The 15,908-nt window shown below is 72.9% G+C and carries 16 protein-coding genes; 11 read left to right on the top strand and 5 right to left on the bottom strand.

The window, feature by feature from the left end:
* Window positions 1-33: 33 nt before the first annotated feature.
* Window positions 34-1,452, bottom strand: coding sequence for an NAD(P)H-hydrate dehydratase (locus ACIGQF_RS14320; RefSeq protein ID WP_399709670.1), 1,419 nt, complete (start codon window positions 1,450-1,452; stop codon window positions 34-36).
* Between the two features lie 186 nt (window positions 1,453-1,638).
* Between ACIGQF_RS14320 and ACIGQF_RS14315 the strand changes: the two genes are divergently transcribed.
* From ACIGQF_RS14315 to ACIGQF_RS14295, 5 genes are all read left to right on the top strand, one after another.
* Window positions 1,639-2,685 (top strand): L,D-transpeptidase family protein, encoded by a 1,047-nt coding sequence (locus ACIGQF_RS14315; RefSeq protein WP_399709667.1) that lies wholly within the window; start codon window positions 1,639-1,641, stop codon window positions 2,683-2,685.
* A gap of 79 nt (window positions 2,686-2,764) precedes the next feature.
* On the top strand, window positions 2,765-3,943 hold the full coding sequence (gene alr, locus ACIGQF_RS14310) for an alanine racemase (RefSeq protein WP_399709664.1): 1,179 nt from the start codon (window positions 2,765-2,767) through the stop codon (window positions 3,941-3,943).
* The gene (locus ACIGQF_RS14305; RefSeq protein ID WP_399709661.1) at window positions 3,940-5,184 is read left to right on the top strand and encodes an alpha/beta fold hydrolase; all 1,245 of its coding nucleotides are present in this window, start codon (window positions 3,940-3,942) and stop codon (window positions 5,182-5,184) included. The genes alr and ACIGQF_RS14305 overlap by 4 nt, the downstream gene beginning before the upstream one ends.
* Before the next feature lie 70 nt (window positions 5,185-5,254).
* Window positions 5,255-5,773 (top strand): tRNA (adenosine(37)-N6)-threonylcarbamoyltransferase complex ATPase subunit type 1 TsaE, encoded by a 519-nt coding sequence (tsaE, locus tag ACIGQF_RS14300; protein WP_399709658.1) that lies wholly within the window; start codon window positions 5,255-5,257, stop codon window positions 5,771-5,773.
* 249 nt (window positions 5,774-6,022) lie between these two features.
* A complete protein-coding gene (locus tag ACIGQF_RS14295; protein WP_399709655.1) occupies window positions 6,023-6,259 on the top strand; it encodes a hypothetical protein in 237 nt (78 codons plus the stop codon).
* Window positions 6,260-6,470: 211 nt separating this feature from the next.
* Here the strand turns inward: ACIGQF_RS14295 and ACIGQF_RS14290 are convergent, their stop codons facing one another.
* Window positions 6,471-7,031, bottom strand: coding sequence for a hypothetical protein (locus tag ACIGQF_RS14290; RefSeq protein ID WP_399709652.1), 561 nt, complete (start codon window positions 7,029-7,031; stop codon window positions 6,471-6,473).
* Window positions 7,032-7,197: 166 nt separating this feature from the next.
* On the opposite strand from ACIGQF_RS14290, the gene tsaB reads away from it, so the two are divergent.
* From tsaB to tsaD, 3 genes are read left to right on the top strand one after another with little or no spacing between them, the layout of a single operon-like run.
* The gene (tsaB, locus tag ACIGQF_RS14285) at window positions 7,198-7,887 is read left to right on the top strand and encodes a tRNA (adenosine(37)-N6)-threonylcarbamoyltransferase complex dimerization subunit type 1 TsaB (RefSeq protein ID WP_399709649.1); all 690 of its coding nucleotides are present in this window, start codon (window positions 7,198-7,200) and stop codon (window positions 7,885-7,887) included.
* Window positions 7,888-7,940: 53 nt separating this feature from the next.
* Window positions 7,941-8,411, top strand: coding sequence for a ribosomal protein S18-alanine N-acetyltransferase (rimI, locus tag ACIGQF_RS14280; RefSeq protein ID WP_361558817.1), 471 nt, complete (start codon window positions 7,941-7,943; stop codon window positions 8,409-8,411).
* Window positions 8,404-9,552: a tRNA (adenosine(37)-N6)-threonylcarbamoyltransferase complex transferase subunit TsaD gene (gene tsaD, locus ACIGQF_RS14275; protein ID WP_399709646.1), complete on the top strand. Its 1,149-nt coding sequence runs from the start codon at window positions 8,404-8,406 to the stop codon at window positions 9,550-9,552. The genes rimI and tsaD overlap by 8 nt, the downstream gene beginning before the upstream one ends.
* Here tsaD and ACIGQF_RS14270 read toward each other — a convergent pair whose 3' ends face one another.
* On the bottom strand, window positions 9,553-10,806 hold the full coding sequence (locus ACIGQF_RS14270) for a methyltransferase domain-containing protein (RefSeq protein ID WP_399709643.1): 1,254 nt from the start codon (window positions 10,804-10,806) through the stop codon (window positions 9,553-9,555).
* Window positions 10,807-11,038: 232 nt separating this feature from the next.
* Between ACIGQF_RS14270 and groES the strand changes: the two genes are divergently transcribed.
* Both groES and groL read left to right on the top strand, forming a co-directional pair.
* Window positions 11,039-11,347, top strand: a complete 309-nt coding sequence (gene groES, locus ACIGQF_RS14265) for a co-chaperone GroES (RefSeq protein ID WP_019329594.1) — start codon at window positions 11,039-11,041, stop codon at window positions 11,345-11,347.
* 129 nt (window positions 11,348-11,476) lie between these two features.
* Entirely contained in the window at window positions 11,477-13,102 is a 1,626-nt protein-coding gene (gene groL, locus ACIGQF_RS14260; RefSeq protein ID WP_399709640.1) for a chaperonin GroEL, read from the top strand.
* A gap of 178 nt (window positions 13,103-13,280) precedes the next feature.
* Here groL and ACIGQF_RS14255 read toward each other — a convergent pair whose 3' ends face one another.
* Window positions 13,281-14,054: an SDR family oxidoreductase gene (locus ACIGQF_RS14255; RefSeq protein WP_361558321.1), complete on the bottom strand. Its 774-nt coding sequence runs from the start codon at window positions 14,052-14,054 to the stop codon at window positions 13,281-13,283.
* A gap of 227 nt (window positions 14,055-14,281) precedes the next feature.
* Between ACIGQF_RS14255 and ACIGQF_RS14250 the strand changes: the two genes are divergently transcribed.
* Window positions 14,282-15,193 carry a LysR family transcriptional regulator gene (locus tag ACIGQF_RS14250; protein WP_399709636.1) on the top strand — a complete coding sequence of 304 codons (912 nt, stop codon included), beginning with the start codon at window positions 14,282-14,284 and terminating at the stop codon, window positions 15,191-15,193.
* A 97-nt stretch (window positions 15,194-15,290) separates the two neighbouring features.
* On the opposite strand, the gene ACIGQF_RS14245 is transcribed toward ACIGQF_RS14250, so the two are convergent.
* The gene (locus ACIGQF_RS14245; RefSeq protein WP_361558327.1) at window positions 15,291-15,620 is read right to left on the bottom strand and encodes a WhiB family transcriptional regulator; all 330 of its coding nucleotides are present in this window, start codon (window positions 15,618-15,620) and stop codon (window positions 15,291-15,293) included.
* Window positions 15,621-15,908: the final 288 nt, after the last annotated feature.

The following is a 15,908-nucleotide window of genomic DNA, read 5'->3' as shown; positions in this document are numbered from 1 at the left end:
TACGCGGTCGCCCCGCGTACCCCGTCCGGCGCCTCAGTCCGCCAGCGAGTGCCAGGCCCCCGGCAGCGCGCCCGCCACGTCGCAGGCCGTCAGCGGGACGGTCTCCGCGGCCGCCTGTCGCGCCGCCAGCCCGTGCAGGTACGCGCCCGCCGACGCCGCGTCCAGTGGTGTCAGCCCCGTGGCCAGCAGCGATCCGGACAGGCCCGAGAGCACGTCACCGCTGCCCGCGGTGGCCAGCCAGCCCGTGCCGGTCGGGTTGACGCGTACGGCTCCGCCGTCGGGGCCGGCGATCAGCGTCGAGGAGCCCTTGAGCAGCACCGTCGCGCCGTACCTGGCGGCCAGCTCGCGTACCGCGTGCAGCCGCGCCGACTCCACCTCCTCGCGCGCCGCGCCGAGCAGCGCGGCCGCCTCGCCCGCGTGCGGGGTGAGCAGCGTCGGCGCCGTACGGGCCCGCAGCCGCGCCGGGTCCAGGCCGTGCAGTCCGTCGGCGTCGATCAGCACCGGTACGTCGGAGGCCAGGACGTCGGCCATGGCCTCCTCGTTGTCGCCCAGCCCGGGGCCGATCACCCACGCCTGTACCCGTCCCGCCTTCGAGGGCGGGCCCGTGTGCACCAGCGTCTCCGGGTGCGCCGCGATCACCGCGTCGGCGCCGGGACCCACGTACCGGACGGCGCCCGCGCCGCCGCGCAGCGCGCCCGACACCGAGAGCACCGCGGCGCCCGGATAGCGCGCGGAGCCCGCCACGACGCCGACGACGCCGCGCCGGTACTTGTCGCTGTCCGCCGAGGGGACGGGCAGCAGCTCCGCCACGTCCGCATGCTGCAGCGCCTCGACGTCCGGGGCCGGCAGCTCCAGGCCGATGTCCACCAGCCGCAGCGCGCCCACGTACTCGCGCGCCGGGTCGATCAGCAGCCCCGGCTTGTACGCGCCGAACGTCACCGTCGCGTCCGCCCGTACCGCGGCGCCGTCGACCTCGCCGGTGTCCGCGTTCACCCCGCTCGGCAGGTCCACCGCCAGGACGGTCGAGGAGCGCGCCGCGTCGGCCAGCTCCGCCGCCTCGGGCCGCAGTCCGCCCTTGCCGCCGATGCCCACGATGCCGTCCACGACGAGGTCCGCGCGGCCGATGTCGCCACGCGGGTCGGCCGACACCCGGCCGCCCGCCGCCCGGAGGGCCGCCAGACCGCCCTGGTGCGCCCGCTCCGGGGACAGCAGCACCGCGCGCACCCCGGCGCCCCGGCGGGCCAGCCGGGCGCCCGCGTACAGGGCGTCGCCGCCGTTGTCGCCGCTGCCCGTCAGCAGCACCACCCGCGACCCGTACACCCGTCCCAGGAGGTCCGCACAGGCCACCGCCAGGCCCGCCGCGGCCCGCTGCATCAGGGCACCGTCCGGCAGCCGCGCCATCAGGTCCCGCTCCGCCGCCCGCACCTTCTCCACGCTGTAAGCAGTCCGCATGCCACCAGTCTCACCCGGCGGGCGGCGGCCACGCCCGCCCGGCCCGGCGTGCCCGGCCCGTACCGTCGGCGTCCCCGGCGCGGCCCGCTCGTCCGGCACCTCCGCCCGGCCGAAAAACCCGCTCGCCAGGGCGAACCTGCGCCCCTCCGCGGGGCGTGGGGCCCCCGTCACGGCACACCTGATCGTATGAACCGATACTTCTCCACCCTGCTGGCCGGTGCCACGGGCACGGCCACGCTGCTGGGTCTCGTGGTCGCCCCGGGGGCCGCCGCCGACCCCGGGCCGCAGAAGCCGCACGTCTACACCGTGTCCGAGCTGGTACCCGGCGTCCCCAACTCCGCGCAGCCGAAGGACACGCCCGACCAGACGTACGAGTCGAAGCCGTCGGCCAACGGCAAGAAGCCCGGGAAGAAGCCGGGGAAGAAGCCCGGCAAGCACACGGGCAAGCCCGGAAAGCAGAGCGGCAAGCCGGGCAAGCACACCGGTAAGCCGGCGGCCGGCAAGCCGGGTGGGCAGGAGGCCGCCGGCTCTCGCGCCGAGAAGGCCCCGGTCGTGGAGTACGTGCCGCGTACCGAGGTCCTGCGCGCCCCGGAGAGCGCCAAGGCCGAGCCGGCGGAGCCCGCGTGCACCACCGCCACCGGTCCCTTCCAGAAGCAGGTGGAGCGGTACCTGAAGCTGAAGGCGGACGGCAAGCAGTCACCGGCCGACTGCAAGGCCATCGCCGCCCTGCAGAAGAGGGAGAACATCAGCCCGGCCAACGGCTTCGCCGGCCCGGCCACCTGGGGCACCATCCGGCTCCTGGAGGCCAGGGCGAACCCGAACAAGGAGGGCCGCTGCCCGGTGCCCCGGATGCGCAAGAAGGGCGAGCACTGGGCACCGCGGGTGGCCTGCGTCGACCTGCCGCGCCAGATCATGTGGGTGCAGAACCACGACAAGGTGATCTTCGGCCCGGTGGCGATCCGCAGCGGGCGGGCCGGCTATCCCACCCGTCCCGGCAAGCACAAGGTCTACCTGCGCAACCGCCACCACCACTCGACGATCTACAACTCGCCGATGCCGCACTCCCAGTTCTTCGACGGCGGCCAGGCGTTCCACGGGATCTCCGGCAACATCTACAGCCCGCCCGGCTCGTACGGCTGCGTGAACATGCGGCGGCCGCACGCGGCCAAGCTGTGGAACATCCTCAGGAAGGGCGACGACGTCTTCGTCTGGGGCCGCAAACCGGCCGAGTGACCCGGCATCAGGCGCCCGAAAGCACCTCATCGCGGCGGTCGGAAGGGCTCCGCCCGCCGCACCTGAGACACTGATGACGATGAACGAGAGAGCACTGCGCGCCCGCGCCACCATCGACCTCGACGCACTGAGGTCGAACGTGCGTGCCCTGAAGGCGCGCGCTCCGCGGGCACAGCTGATGGCCGTGGTCAAGTCCGACGGGTACGGGCACGGCGCGGTGCAGTGCGCCGCGGCGGCCCGTGGGGCCGGTGCCGAGTGGCTGGGCACGGCCCTCCCAGAGGAGGCCTTCGCGCTGCGCGAGGCGGGCGACACCGGCCGCCTCATGGCGTGGCTGTGGACGCCCGGCGGCCCGTGGCGCAAGGCCGTGCTGCTCGACATCGACGTCTCGGTGAGCGGGCTGTGGGCGCTGCACGAGGTGCGCCACGCGGCGCACGCCGCCGGCCGCCCGGCCCGCGTCCAGCTGAAGATCGACACCGGCCTCGGCCGCAACGGCTGCCCGCCCGCCGACTGGGCGGAGCTGACCGAGGCCGCCCGCGCCGCCGAGGCCGAGGGCCTCATCCGGGTCACCGGCGTCTGGTCGCACTTCGCCTGCGCCGACGAGCCCGGCCATCCCTCGGTCGACGCCCAGCTCGCCGTCTTCCGCGACGCGCTCGCCGCCGCGGAGGCGGCCGGCCTGCGGCCCGAGGTCCGGCACATCTGCAACACCCCGGGCCTGCTCACCCGCCCCGACGCGCACTTCGACCTCGTCCGCGCCGGGATCGGCGTCTACGGCATCTCGCCGAGCCCGGAGGTCGGCACGCCCGCCGACTTCGGGCTGCGCCCCGTGATGACGCTGTCCGCCTCCCTGGCGTCGGTCAAGCACGTACCGGGCGGCCACGGCGTCTCGTACGGCCACCACTACACGACCCCCGGGGACACCACGCTCGCACTGGTCCCGCTGGGCTACGCCGACGGCATCCCGCGGCACGCCTCCGGCACCGGCCCGGTGCTGATCGCCGGCAAGCGGCGGACGATCGCCGGCCGGGTCGCCATGGACCAGTTCGTCGTCGACCTCGGCGGGGACACCGCCGCCGCGGGGGACGAGGCGGTGCTCTTCGGGCCGGGGGACCGCGGCGAACCGACCGCCGAGGACTGGGCACAGGCCATCGGAACCATCGGCTACGAGATCGTCACCCGCATCGGAAGCCGGGTGCCACGCGTCCATGTCCCCGAGCACGGGAATGTCCCGGAGGACGAGGGAACGGGGGACGGGACATGAGCGAGGGCACGCAAGGCGTCCCGGGCGTGGCCGGGGCCGCCGCCGGGGCCGCCGCAGAGGCCGCGGGCGGCTGGGCCCGCGCCGGCCGGCACGCGGGCATCGCCGGCGCCGCGATCGGCGTGGTCGCGGCCGGCGCCGCCGCGGGGGTGGCGCTGGAGCGGCTGACGGTCGGCCGGGGCGTGCGCCGCAAGGCGCGGACGGCGCTGGACTCGGCGGGCCCGTACGGCACCCTGCGCGGCGTGCCGGGCAGCGCGTACGCCGAGGACGGCACCGAGCTGTACTACGAGATCGACGAGCCGGACGAGCACCCGGACGGCGAGGCGCAGAAGGCCCGCCGCAAGCGACTGCTGGGTGCCCTGGGGCGACGCTCAGTGGCCCCCACCGTCGTCTTCAGCCACGGCTACTGCCTCAGCCAGGACGCCTGGCACTTCCAGCGCGCCGCGCTGCGCGGCAACGTCCGTACGGTCCACTGGGACCAGCGCAGCCACGGACGCTCCTCCCGCGGGCACGCCCAGATCGAGGGCACCGCACCGGTCACCATCGACATGCTGGGCCGGGACCTGAAGGCGGTGCTGGACGCCGCCGTGCCGGAGGGCCCGATCGTGCTGATCGGGCACTCCATGGGCGGCATGACGGTGATGGCGCTGGCCGACCAGTACCCGGAGTACGTCGCCGAGCGCGTGGTGGGCGTCGGCCTGATCGGCACGTCGGCCGGGCGGCTGAGCGAGGTCGCCTTCGGGCTGCCGTCGCTGGGCGTGAAGGCGTTCCACCGCTTCGCGCCCGGGGTGCTGAAGGCGCTGGGCGCGCAGAGCGAGCTGGTCGAGAAGGGCCGGCGGGCGACGGCCGACCTCTTCGCCGGGCTGGTGAAGCGGTACTCCTTCGGCGCGCCCAAGGACGTCGACCCGGGCGTCGCGCGCTTCGCCGAGCGGCTGATCGAGGCGACGCCGATCGACGTGGTGGCGGAGTTCTTCCCGGCGTTCGCCGTGCACGACAAGACGGCGGCGCTGGCGGCCTACGACGGCGTACCGGCGCTCGTACTGGCCGGCGACCGCGACCTGATCACGCCGCCCGAGCACAGCCGCACGATCGGCGAGCTGCTCCCGGCGGCGGAGCTGGCCTGCGTACCGGACGCCGGCCACCTGGTCATGCTGGAACACCCCGAGCTGGTCAACGACCGCCTGACGGCCCTGGTCGCACGCGCGGTGTCGGAATCCCGCGCCCGGCGGCCGGCCCGGGCCTGACGCCCGGGCCGGGAGGGGGCTGCCGCCGCCGTGGCGCGCGGTGTCCGCCCGGCCTCGTACCATCGGCGGCATGAGCACCACCGATGCCATCACGCAGGTAACCGTCAAGTCTCCGGACCGGATGCAGGAGTTGGGCCGCCGGCTCGCCGGCCTGCTGCGGCCGGGCGATCTGGTGCTGCTGAGCGGAGAGCTCGGCGCGGGCAAGACGACGCTGACCCGGGGCCTCGGCGAGGGCCTGGGCGTACGCGGCGCCGTCACCTCGCCGACGTTCGTCATCGCCCGCGTGCACCCCTCGCTGCACGTGGGCCCGCCCCTGGTGCACGTCGACGCCTACCGGCTCGGCGGCGGCCTGGACGAGATGGAGGACCTGGACCTGGACGTCTCCCTGCCGGAGTCCGTGGTCGTCGTGGAGTGGGGCGAGGGCAAGGTCGAGGAGCTGTCCGAGGACCGGCTGCACGTCACGATCGCGCGCACGGTGGGTGCCGCGGCGGTCGTGGCGGAGGACGAGGACGACGTCCGCGAGGTGACGGTCACCGGCGTCGGCGAACGCTGGGCGGGCAGCGACCTGAGCGTGCTCCAGGAACTCTGAGAGGCCTGCTCCGGGAGCTTTGAGAGGCCTGCTCCGGGAACGCCGAGCAGGGCGCTCCTGGAACGCTGAGGAGGGCGCGGGCGCGGCCTCCCCCGGGCCGCCGTTTACGGGGCGGTGGACTCGGTAGTTTCCGACAAGCCGTCGGCAAGATGTTGCGTCGGCGGTACCGGGCGTGGTCACATGGAGGGAGAGAGCCGGTTAGGTCTACCTGACTATGCCCGCTCGCCCCAGGATCCCCGGGAGGCATCCATGTCGGCCCACCAGTCCCTCGCCGCGGCGGCCCGCCGCGACGACAGCGAACCGTCTCCGTTCCGGCGTGAGGACGGCCCCCGGCCGACGATGAACGAACTCCTGGCGTCCTGTGCGGCCGCCAGCGCGGTCTCCACGCCCCCGGAAGCCCCCGAGGCCCCGGCCACCGCCGAAACCCGCCCCGAGCCCGCTCCTGAGGCCTCCCACCTGCCGAACAGCGACCGCGACGCGGCGTAGGCCGCCGGGTGCGGCAGGGCTTCCCGTCCGGCCGCGCGCACAGGCCGTCCACTCGCCGCCACGGCACCCTGTAGCCCGTACGGGGGATTCATCAGCCCACGCCGGCCCCCTGCTCCGTACGGGTGCAGCGATGCCCCTGCGGCGACTCCGAAAGCCCCCGAGCCCGTGCCGGTGGCCGGCGGCCGCCGGGTGACCTCGGTCCTCGCGGACGCTACGAAACGACGACGACCTTCGTGCCGATCGTGGCGAACTTCCACATGGCCGCGCCGTCGGCGCGCTTTTCGCGGACGCCGCCCGTCTTCTTCTGCTGGGCGTCCGGCTGCGGCATCGAGCCGTCGACCGCCGCGCTGAAGCCGACCACCACGTTGTCGACCGTCGCGAACCGTACGACGTTCTCGATCGGGATTCCGTCGGAACCGGTCACGCTCGCCGAGCGCGTGGTCACCGAGTACGCCCCGGGCGCCGGGCTGACCTTGCTCGGTACGACCTCGTACGTGCGCAGGACCTGCTCCTTCGGGCCGATCAGCCACACCCGCCGGTCGTCCAGCGCGTACACCACGCGCTTGCCCGAACCGGAGTGCGCCGGCACCGCGGTCTCGCGCTTCTCCTTCTCCTCCGCCGACTCCTTCGGCTTCTGGTCGGCCGAGGGCGCCGGCGAGGCCGAGCCGCCCTTGGCCGAGCGCACCGGCTTCAGCGGGTCGGAGGCGTCGGCCGAGGCCTGGAAGCCCAGGAAACCGACCGCGGCCAGTGCCACCACGGTGAGAGCCGTCACGATCGAGCTGCTCCTAGCGGCCACCGCCGTGCCACCTTTCCGTACGGATCCGTACGCGTCCGAGGTCCGAAGGCCGGCACACAGCGTGCCGGAGTCCCAGCACGCAGCGTACCGGCGAGCGCAGCACCCGGCAGGGCGGCGTCCGCCGCGCCGTAGTCTTGAGGGCGTGCTGCTGCTTGCCCTTGACACCGCAACCCCCGCCGTTTCCGCCGCGCTGCTCAGCTGCGCCCCCGACACCGGCGGCGGCCCGGCCGCTCCCCGCGTGCTCGCCGAGGCGCGTGAGGTGGACGCCCGCCGCCACGGCGAACTGCTGCTGCCCGCCGTCGACCGGGTGCTCGGCGAGGCCGGCGTGAAGCTCGACGCGGTCACCGACATCGTCGTGGGCGTCGGCCCCGGCCCCTACACCGGGCTGCGCGTCGGCCTGGTCACCGCCGCCACGTTCGGCGCGGCCCTGGACGTGCCCGTGCACGGCCTGTGCTCGCTGGACGGCATCGCGTACGCCTCCGGGATCGAGGAGCCCTTCGTCGTGGCGACGGACGCGCGCCGCAAGGAGGTCTACTGGGCCCGGTACGCGGACTTCCGTACCCGCACGACGGAGCCGGCCGTCGACCGCCCGGCCGACATCGCCGAGCAGGTCGCCGGGGTGCCGGCGGTGGGCGCGGGCGCGGTGCTGTACGACGCCACCTTCGACGGCCTGCGCGCCGACGGGCCCGAGCACCAGTCGGCGGCGGCCCTCGGCGCGCTCGCCGCCGAGAAGCTGGCCCGCGGCGAGACGCTGCTGCCCCCGCAGCCGCTGTACCTGCGCCGGCCGGACGCGCAGGTCCCGGCCAACTACAAGGTGGTCACCCCCAAGTGACCGCCCACGCCGACCAGTCCGCCACCACCGCGCCCGCCGCCGTGCTGCGCGAGATGCGCTGGTGGGACATCGAGCCGGTGCTGGCGCTGGAGGAGGAGCTGTTCCCCGAGGACGCCTGGTCGCGGGGGATGTTCTGGTCCGAGCTGGCGCACTCCCGAGGGCGCGGCGCGAACCGCCACTACACCGTCGCCGAGCAGGACGGCCGGCTCGTCGGCTACGGCGGGCTCGCCGCCGTCGACGGCACCGGCGACGTCCAGACCATCGCCACGGCCCGCGACCAGTGGGGCTCCGGGCTCGGCGCCCGGCTGCTGACCGACCTGCTCACCGCCGCCAACACCTTCGAGTGCCACGAAGTGCTGCTCGAAGTGCGCGTCGACAACCTCCGCGCCCAGCGGCTGTACGAACGCTTCGGCTTCGAGCCCATCGGCTTCCGCCGCGGCTACTACCAGCCGGGCAACGTCGACGCCCTGGTCATGCGCTACACCTCCGAATCCCTCGTACAAGGAACACCGATCAATGGCTGACGAACCGCTCGTCCTCGGCATCGAGACCTCCTGCGACGAAACCGGTGTCGGCATCGTCCGCGGGCACACCCTGCTGGCCGACGCGATCGCCTCCAGCGTCGACGAACACGCCCGTTACGGCGGCGTCGTCCCCGAGGTCGCCTCGCGCGCCCACCTGGAGGCGATGGTCCCCACCATCCAGCGCGCCCTGAAGGACGCCGGCGTCGCCGCCTCCGACCTGGACGGCATCGCGGTGACGGCCGGCCCCGGCCTCGCCGGAGCGCTGCTCGTCGGCACCTCGGCGGCCAAGGCGTACGCGTACGCCCTCGGCAAGCCGCTGTACGGCGTCAACCACCTCGCCTCGCACATCTGCGTCGACCAGCTCGAACACGGCGCGCTGCCCGAGCCGACGATGGCGCTGCTGGTCTCCGGCGGCCACTCCTCGCTGCTGCTCGCGCCGGATATCACCTCCGACGTGCGGCCGCTCGGCTCGACGATCGACGACGCGGCGGGCGAGGCGTTCGACAAGGTCGCGCGGGTGCTGAACCTCGGCTTCCCGGGCGGGCCGGTCATCGACCGCATGGCGCGCGAGGGCGACCCGGAGGCGATCGCGTTCCCGCGCGGCCTGACCGGTTCGCGCGACCCGAAGTACGACTTCTCCTTCTCCGGCCTGAAGACCGCCGTGGCCCGCTGGATCGAGGCCAGGCGCGCGGCCGGCGAGGAGGTCCCGGTGGCCGACGTCTCGGCGTCCTTCCAGGAGGCCGTCGTGGACGTGCTGACGCGGAAGGCCGTACGGGCCTGCAAGGACCACGGCGTGGAGCACCTGATGATCGGCGGTGGCGTGGCGGCCAACTCGCGGCTGCGCGCGATGGCCGAGCGGCGCTGCGAGGACGCGGGCATCACGCTGCGCGTGCCGCGTCCGAAGCTGTGCACGGACAACGGCGCGATGGTCGCGGCCCTCGGCGCCGAGATGGTCGCGCGGAACCGGCCGCACTCCGCCTGGGAGCTGTCCGCCGACTCCTCCCTGCCGGTCACCGAGCCGCACGTCCCGGCCCCGGGCCACCAGCACCGGCACGGCGTCCCGCACTCCCACCACGGGCACGGTCACGGCCATGACCACGACCACGTGCACGAGGTCAGCAAGGACAACCTGTACTCGTGATCAGCCGCCGGCCGGCCGCGGCGCGGGCTGTCCGACGAGCATCGTCGGCGCGCCCGCGACGCGGGTGAGCAGGACCGTGGCCGCGTTCGGGCCGCGGAGCTTCACCTTGCGGCGGATCTCCTCCGGCTCGACGGCGGAGCCGCGCTTCTTGACCGTCAGCACGCCGATCTCGCGTTCACGAAGGAGTGACTTGAGCTTCTTCAGGTTGAACGGCAGCACGTCGGTGATCTCGTAGGCGGCGGCGTACGGGGTGGGGCGCAGCTCGTCGGCGGTGACGTACGCGATGGTCTCGTCGATCAGTCCCCCGTCCAGCTCGGCGGCGGCCTCGGCGACCAGGTGGGCGCGGATGACGGCGCCGTCCGGCTCGTAGAGGTACCGGCCCACGGGGCGTACGGGCGGGTCGGGGAGCGGCGCCGTGGTGCTGAGCGAGGCGCCCGAGGGCAGCAGGGTGGCGCGTACGGAGCCGGGTTCCGTGCCGAACCAGAGGACCGCTTCCTTCACGTCGCCGCCGTCCGAGATCCACTCCGCCGCGGCGTCCTCGGGGATCGCCTCGTGCGGGATGCCGGGCGCGATCTTCAGCGCGGCGCGCGGGGCCTTGCGGGCCGCCTCGATGGCCCAGGAGAGCGGCGGGGAGTACGCCTCCGGGTCGAAGATCCGCCCGCCCGTCGCCCGGCCACCGCCCCTCATCGACGCGCTGCGCGCGGCCCCTGCCCCCTTGCCCCCTCTGCGCGCAGGGTCCACGAAGACCGCGTCGTACGGGCTCGTGTCGATCTCCGTGACGTCCGCGCAGCGCACCTCGATCAGGTCGGCCAGGCCCAGCGCCTCGGCGTTCGCCCGCGCGACCTCCGCCGTCAGCGGGTCGTGGTCCACCGCGAGCACCTTGATCCCGGCCCGCGCGTACGCGATCGCGTCGCCGCCGATGCCGCAGCACAGGTCGGCGACGGACCGTACGCCGAGCGCGGCCAGGCGCGCCGCGCGGTGCACGGCGACGGTGCGGCGGGTGGACTGCTCGACGCCGTTCGGGGTGAAGAACATCCGGTACGCGTCCTCGGCGCCGAACTTCGCGACCGCGCGCTGCCGCAGCCTGGCCTGGCCGAGGGCCGCGGACACCAGCTCCGCGGGGTGCTCGCGGCGCAGCCGGGTGGCGGTTGCGAGCTCCTGGGCGGGGTCGTGGTCGCGGAGGCCGGCCAGCAGGGTCCGGCCCTCGTCGCTGAGCAGCGCGGAGAAGGCGTCGAGAGGGTTCACCCGTCCCATTCTGGGGCAGGTCACGAGACTGCCGTCCGGTCAGGCCGCGGATCTCTTTACGAGCCACGTTGGCACTCCGCTTGACCGAGTGCTAACCGCGTCATAGTCTCGGCGCTGGCACTCACCACTGGAGAGTGCCAAACACAGCGACGGGCAGGTCCGGCACCCGCGACGACGGATCCACCTGGTCGCCACCTCAGACAGTTAACCCCGTGAGATCTCCGAAGGGGGAGGTCGGATCGTGACGACCGCCAGCTCCAAGGTTGCCATCAAGCCGCTCGAGGACCGCATTGTGGTCCAGCCGCTCGACGCCGAGCAGACCACGGCTTCGGGCCTGGTCATTCCGGACACCGCCAAGGAGAAGCCCCAGGAGGGCGTCGTCCTGGCCGTGGGCCCGGGCCGCTTCGAGGACGGCAACCGTCTTCCGCTCGACGTTTCCGTCGGCGACGTCGTGCTCTACAGCAAGTACGGCGGCACCGAGGTGAAGTACAACGGCGAGGAGTACCTCGTCCTCTCGGCCCGCGACGTTCTCGCGATCGTCGAGAAGTAAGCCGGGACCTGGGATTTCCCAGGCCGACGCTTCACCCCAGCTGTTCTGATCTGCGCCCCTGGTTCCCGCGTCTCACCACCCGGGGCAGGGGCGCATTTCGTTGAGAGTACGACTAAGGACACGTAACTCATGGCGAAGATTCTGAAGTTCGACGAGGACGCCCGTCGCGCCCTCGAGCGCGGCGTCAACAAGCTTGCCGACACGGTCAAGGTGACGATCGGCCCCAAGGGCCGCAACGTCGTCATCGACAAGAAGTTCGGCGCCCCGACCATCACCAACGACGGTGTCACCATCGCCCGCGAGGTCGAGGTCGACGACCCGTACGAGAACCTCGGCGCCCAGCTGGTGAAGGAGGTGGCGACCAAGACCAACGACATCGCTGGTGACGGCACCACCACCGCCACCGTCCTGGCCCAGGCGCTGGTCCGTGAGGGTCTGCGCAACGTCGCCGCCGGTGCCTCCCCCGCCGCCCTGAAGAAGGGCATCGACGCCGCCGTCAAGGCCGTGTCCGACGACCTCCTCGCGATCGCCAGCCCGATCGACTCCAAGGAGGACATCGCCGCCGTGGCCGGCCTGTCCGCCCAGGACAAGCAGGTCGGTGAGCTCATCGCCGAGGCGATGGACAAGGTCGGCAAGGACGGTGTCATCACCGTCGAGGAGTCCAACACCTTCGGCCTGGAGCTCGACTTCACCGAGGGCATGGCCTTCGACAAGGGTTACCTCTCCCCGTACATGGTCACCGACCAGGAGCGGATGGAGGCCGTCCTCGAGGACCCGTACATCCTCATCCACCAGGGCAAGATCGGTTCGATCCAGGACCTGCTGCCGCTGCTGGAGAAGGTCATCCAGGCCGGCTCCTCCAAGCCGCTGCTGATCATCGCCGAGGACGTCGAGGGCGAGGCCCTGTCGACCCTGGTCGTGAACAAGATCCGTGGCACCTTCAACGCCGTCGCCGTGAAGGCCCCCGGCTTCGGTGACCGCCGCAAGGCGATGCTCGGCGACATGGCCACCCTCACCGGTGCGACCGTCATCGCCGAGGAGGTCGGCCTCAAGCTCGACCAGGCCGGTCTGGACGTGCTGGGCACCGCCCGCCGCGTGACCGTGACCAAGGACGACACCACCATCGTCGACGGTGGCGGCAACTCCGAGGACGTCGCGGGCCGCGTCGCGCAGATCAAGGCCGAGATCGAGTCCACCGACTCGGACTGGGACCGCGAGAAGCTCCAGGAGCGCCTCGCCAAGCTCGCCGGTGGCGTCTGCGTCATCCGCGTGGGTGCGGCCACCGAGGTCGAGCTCAAGGAGAAGAAGCACCGTCTTGAGGACGCCATCTCCGCGACCCGCGCCGCGGTCGAGGAGGGCATCGTCTCCGGTGGTGGCTCCGCGCTCGTCCACGCCGTCAAGGTGCTCGAGGGCAACCTCGGCAAGGAGGGCGACGAGGCCACCGGTGTCGCCGTCGTCCGCCGCGCCGCCGTCGAGCCGCTGCGCTGGATCGCCGAGAACGCCGGCCTGGAGGGCTACGTCATCACCTCCAAGGTCGCCGAGCTCGACAAGGGCAACGGCTTCAACGCCGCCACCGGTGAGTACGGCGACCTGGTGAAGGCCGGCGTCATCGACCCGGTCAAGGTCACCCGCTCCGCCCTGGAGAACGCCGCCTCCATCGCCTCCCTGCTGCTCACGACCGAGACCCTGGTCGTCGAGAAGCCGGCCGAGGAGGAGCCCGAGGCCGCCGGCCACGGACACGGCCACGCGCACTGAGTGTGAGCTGACCTGCTCTTCGCGGTTGAACCTCCCCCAGCTACCGCTGGGAGGTACCCCCAGCCGCTCTCGCGGACCTGGTAACTCGCCGCGGGGGTAACTCAAGCGGTGGTTGCGGTACGAACGGGCCCGGCATCTCCCAGGGAGGTGCCGGGCCCGTCGTCTTTGGCGCGACCGGCTACTGCGGCCCGTACTTGCGGCCCGTGCGGGAGGTGACGCCGCCCAGGAGGTTGCGCGGGGCGAGCTTCACCACGCCCATCAGCGCCTTGTACCGGGGGTCGGGGATGGACAGCGAACGGCCCCTGGCCAGGTCCTTCATCGCCGCGTCCACCAGGTTGTCGGCGTCCAGCCACATCCAGCCGGGGATGTTGTCCGTGCCCATGCCCGCGCGCTCGTGGAACTCGGTACGGACGAAGCCCGGGCACAGCGCCATCAGCCGCACCCCGCTCCCGGCCAGGTCCCGTGCCGCGCCCTGGGTGAACTGCACGACCCACGCCTTGCTCGCGCCGTAGGTCCCGCGCGGGACGAAGGCCGCGACCGAGGCGACGTTCACCACCCCGCCGCGCCGCCGCTCGCGCATCCCCTTCACCGCCGCCGACGTCAGCCGCAGCACCGCCTCGCAGTGCACCTTCAGCATCGTCAGCTCGTCGGCCATGGGCACTTCGAGGAACTCGCCCTTGTTGCCGAAGCCCGCGTTGTTCACGAGCAGGTCCACCGGGTGCTTCCGGTCGTCCAGCCGTTCCTCGACGGCCGTGATGCCTTCCTCCGTCGCCAGGTCGGCGACCAGCACCCCGACCTCGACGCCGTGCCGGTCGTGCAGCTCGGCCGCGTGATTGCGCAGCTTCTCTTCGTTACGGGCCACCAGCACCAGGTTGTGTCCGTCGGCCGCCAGCCGGCGTGCGAACGCCGCTCCGATGCCCGCCGTCGCTCCCGTGACCAATGCAGTCGTCATAAGAGAACGCTATCGGCCCGGGGCCGCCCCGCCCGCCCGGGCGGCGAGTCGTCAAGTGCTGTGTGCGGGAAGGGACCTCGGTGTGGGGGTCGATGCCATTCGGTCCATTGGTGGTGGGTTTCGCGCCGAAAGTCCGCCCGGAATGCCCGCCTCCTGCGGGCTTTGGCTGCTCCAAAGCTGTGACCGAATATTCCGACTGCGCCCCAAGTAGTGCTTATGCTTGAGGAATGATCGAGGCTCGTCATCTCCGTGTGCTGCGTGCCGTCGCCCGGACCGGCTCCTTCTCCGCCGCCGCACGGGAGCTCGGCTGCACCCAGCCCGCCGTCTCCCAGCAGATAAAGGCGCTGGAGCAGTCGGCGGGCACCCCGCTGATCGTCCGCACCGGCCGTGAAATGCGTCTCACGGAGGCGGGCGAAGCCCTCGTCCGGCACGCCGCCGGCATCCTCGCCGGGCTCACCGCCGCCGAGGAGGAGGTCGCCGCGATCGCCGGACTGCGGGCCGGGCGGGTGCGGCTGGTGTCCTTCCCCTCGGGCAGCTCGACGCTGGTGCCGACCGCGCTGGCCGCGATGCGGTCGGCGCACCCCGGTACGGCGGTGTCGCTGGACGAGGCGGAGCCGCCGCGCTCCATCGAGATGCTGCGCGGCGGGGACTGCGAGATCGCGCTGGCCTTCCGCTACCCCGAAGTGCCGGGCGCCGACCCGGCCGCCGAGTCCGAGTGGGACGACCTGGTCGTCCGCCGGGTGCTCACCGACAGGCTGGTGGGGCTCGTGCCCGAGCAGCACCGGTTCGCCGGCGTCGGCCGGGCCGGCTTCGCCGAGCTGGCCGAGGAGCCGTGGATCGCGGGCTGCCCGCGCTGCCGCCGGCACCTGGTCTCGGTGTGCGAGAACGCCGGTTTCACGCCGCGCATCGACTTCGCCACCGACGACTATCCGGCCGTGATCGGCCTCGTCGGCGCAGGGCTGGGCGTCGCCGCGCTCCCGGAGCTGGCGCTGTCCTCGGTACGCCCCAAGGGCGCGCGCACGATCGTGCTGGAGCCGGTCGTGCAGCGCGAGATCGTGGCCCTCACCCTCCCGGACCTGGCCCAGGTCCCGGCGGTGACGGCGATGCTCGACCAGCTGGCGGCCGCGGGCCGCCGCTGACCTTCCCGTACCGCTCTCCCGGCGGTACGGGAGGCCGCACCGCCGTCGGCGGCTGCGGTGGAGAAACGTTTCGCCTGTTCGGGTGTCGGGCCCGGCGTCAGCCGCCGGACATCGTCGCGTGCCCCGGGCCGCCCGCCGGCACCAGGCGGTGGCGGGCCCGGCCCATCAGCTCTTCCCTCTCGTCCTCGGTCAGTCCTCCCCAGACGCCGTAGGGCTCACGAACGGCCAGCGCGTGCGCCGCGCACTCGGCACGTACCGGGCAGCGCATGCAGACCTCTTTCGCCGACGTCTCGCGCGCGCTGCGGGCCGCACCGCGCTCGCCCTCGGGGTGGAAGAAGAGCGAACTGTCCACGCCGCGGCAGGCGGCGAGCAGTTGCCAGTCCCAGAGGTCTGCGTTCGGGCCCGGAAGGCGGGAGAAATCTGCCATTGCTAGTCCCCTCGAAGCGTGGCGGTATCGGGCTCCTGGTCAAGACCGTACATCTACCGTCTAAGTAGATGTAAATATGACTCTTCTCGAATCTTGCCCCAGAACCAAGAAACACGGAAGAAAAGTCACCAAACAGGGCAAAGCGGACTGCTTGCAGAAAGTGTGGCGCCAAGGGGCGCGGGTCTTGCTGCTGCGTGTCCGGCCCCTCACATAGAGTGTCGAAAACGGCTCCTCAGCCCGTAACTCTTTCGGGTGACCGTCGTTGAGAGTGCGGAAGCGGTTGACAGA

Origin of the sequence: Streptomyces sp. NPDC053560, from assembly GCF_044544605.1 — a bacterium.
Lineage (GTDB): Bacteria > Actinomycetota > Actinomycetes > Streptomycetales > Streptomycetaceae > Streptomyces.
This window is presented reverse-complemented; position numbering and strand designations above follow the sequence as displayed.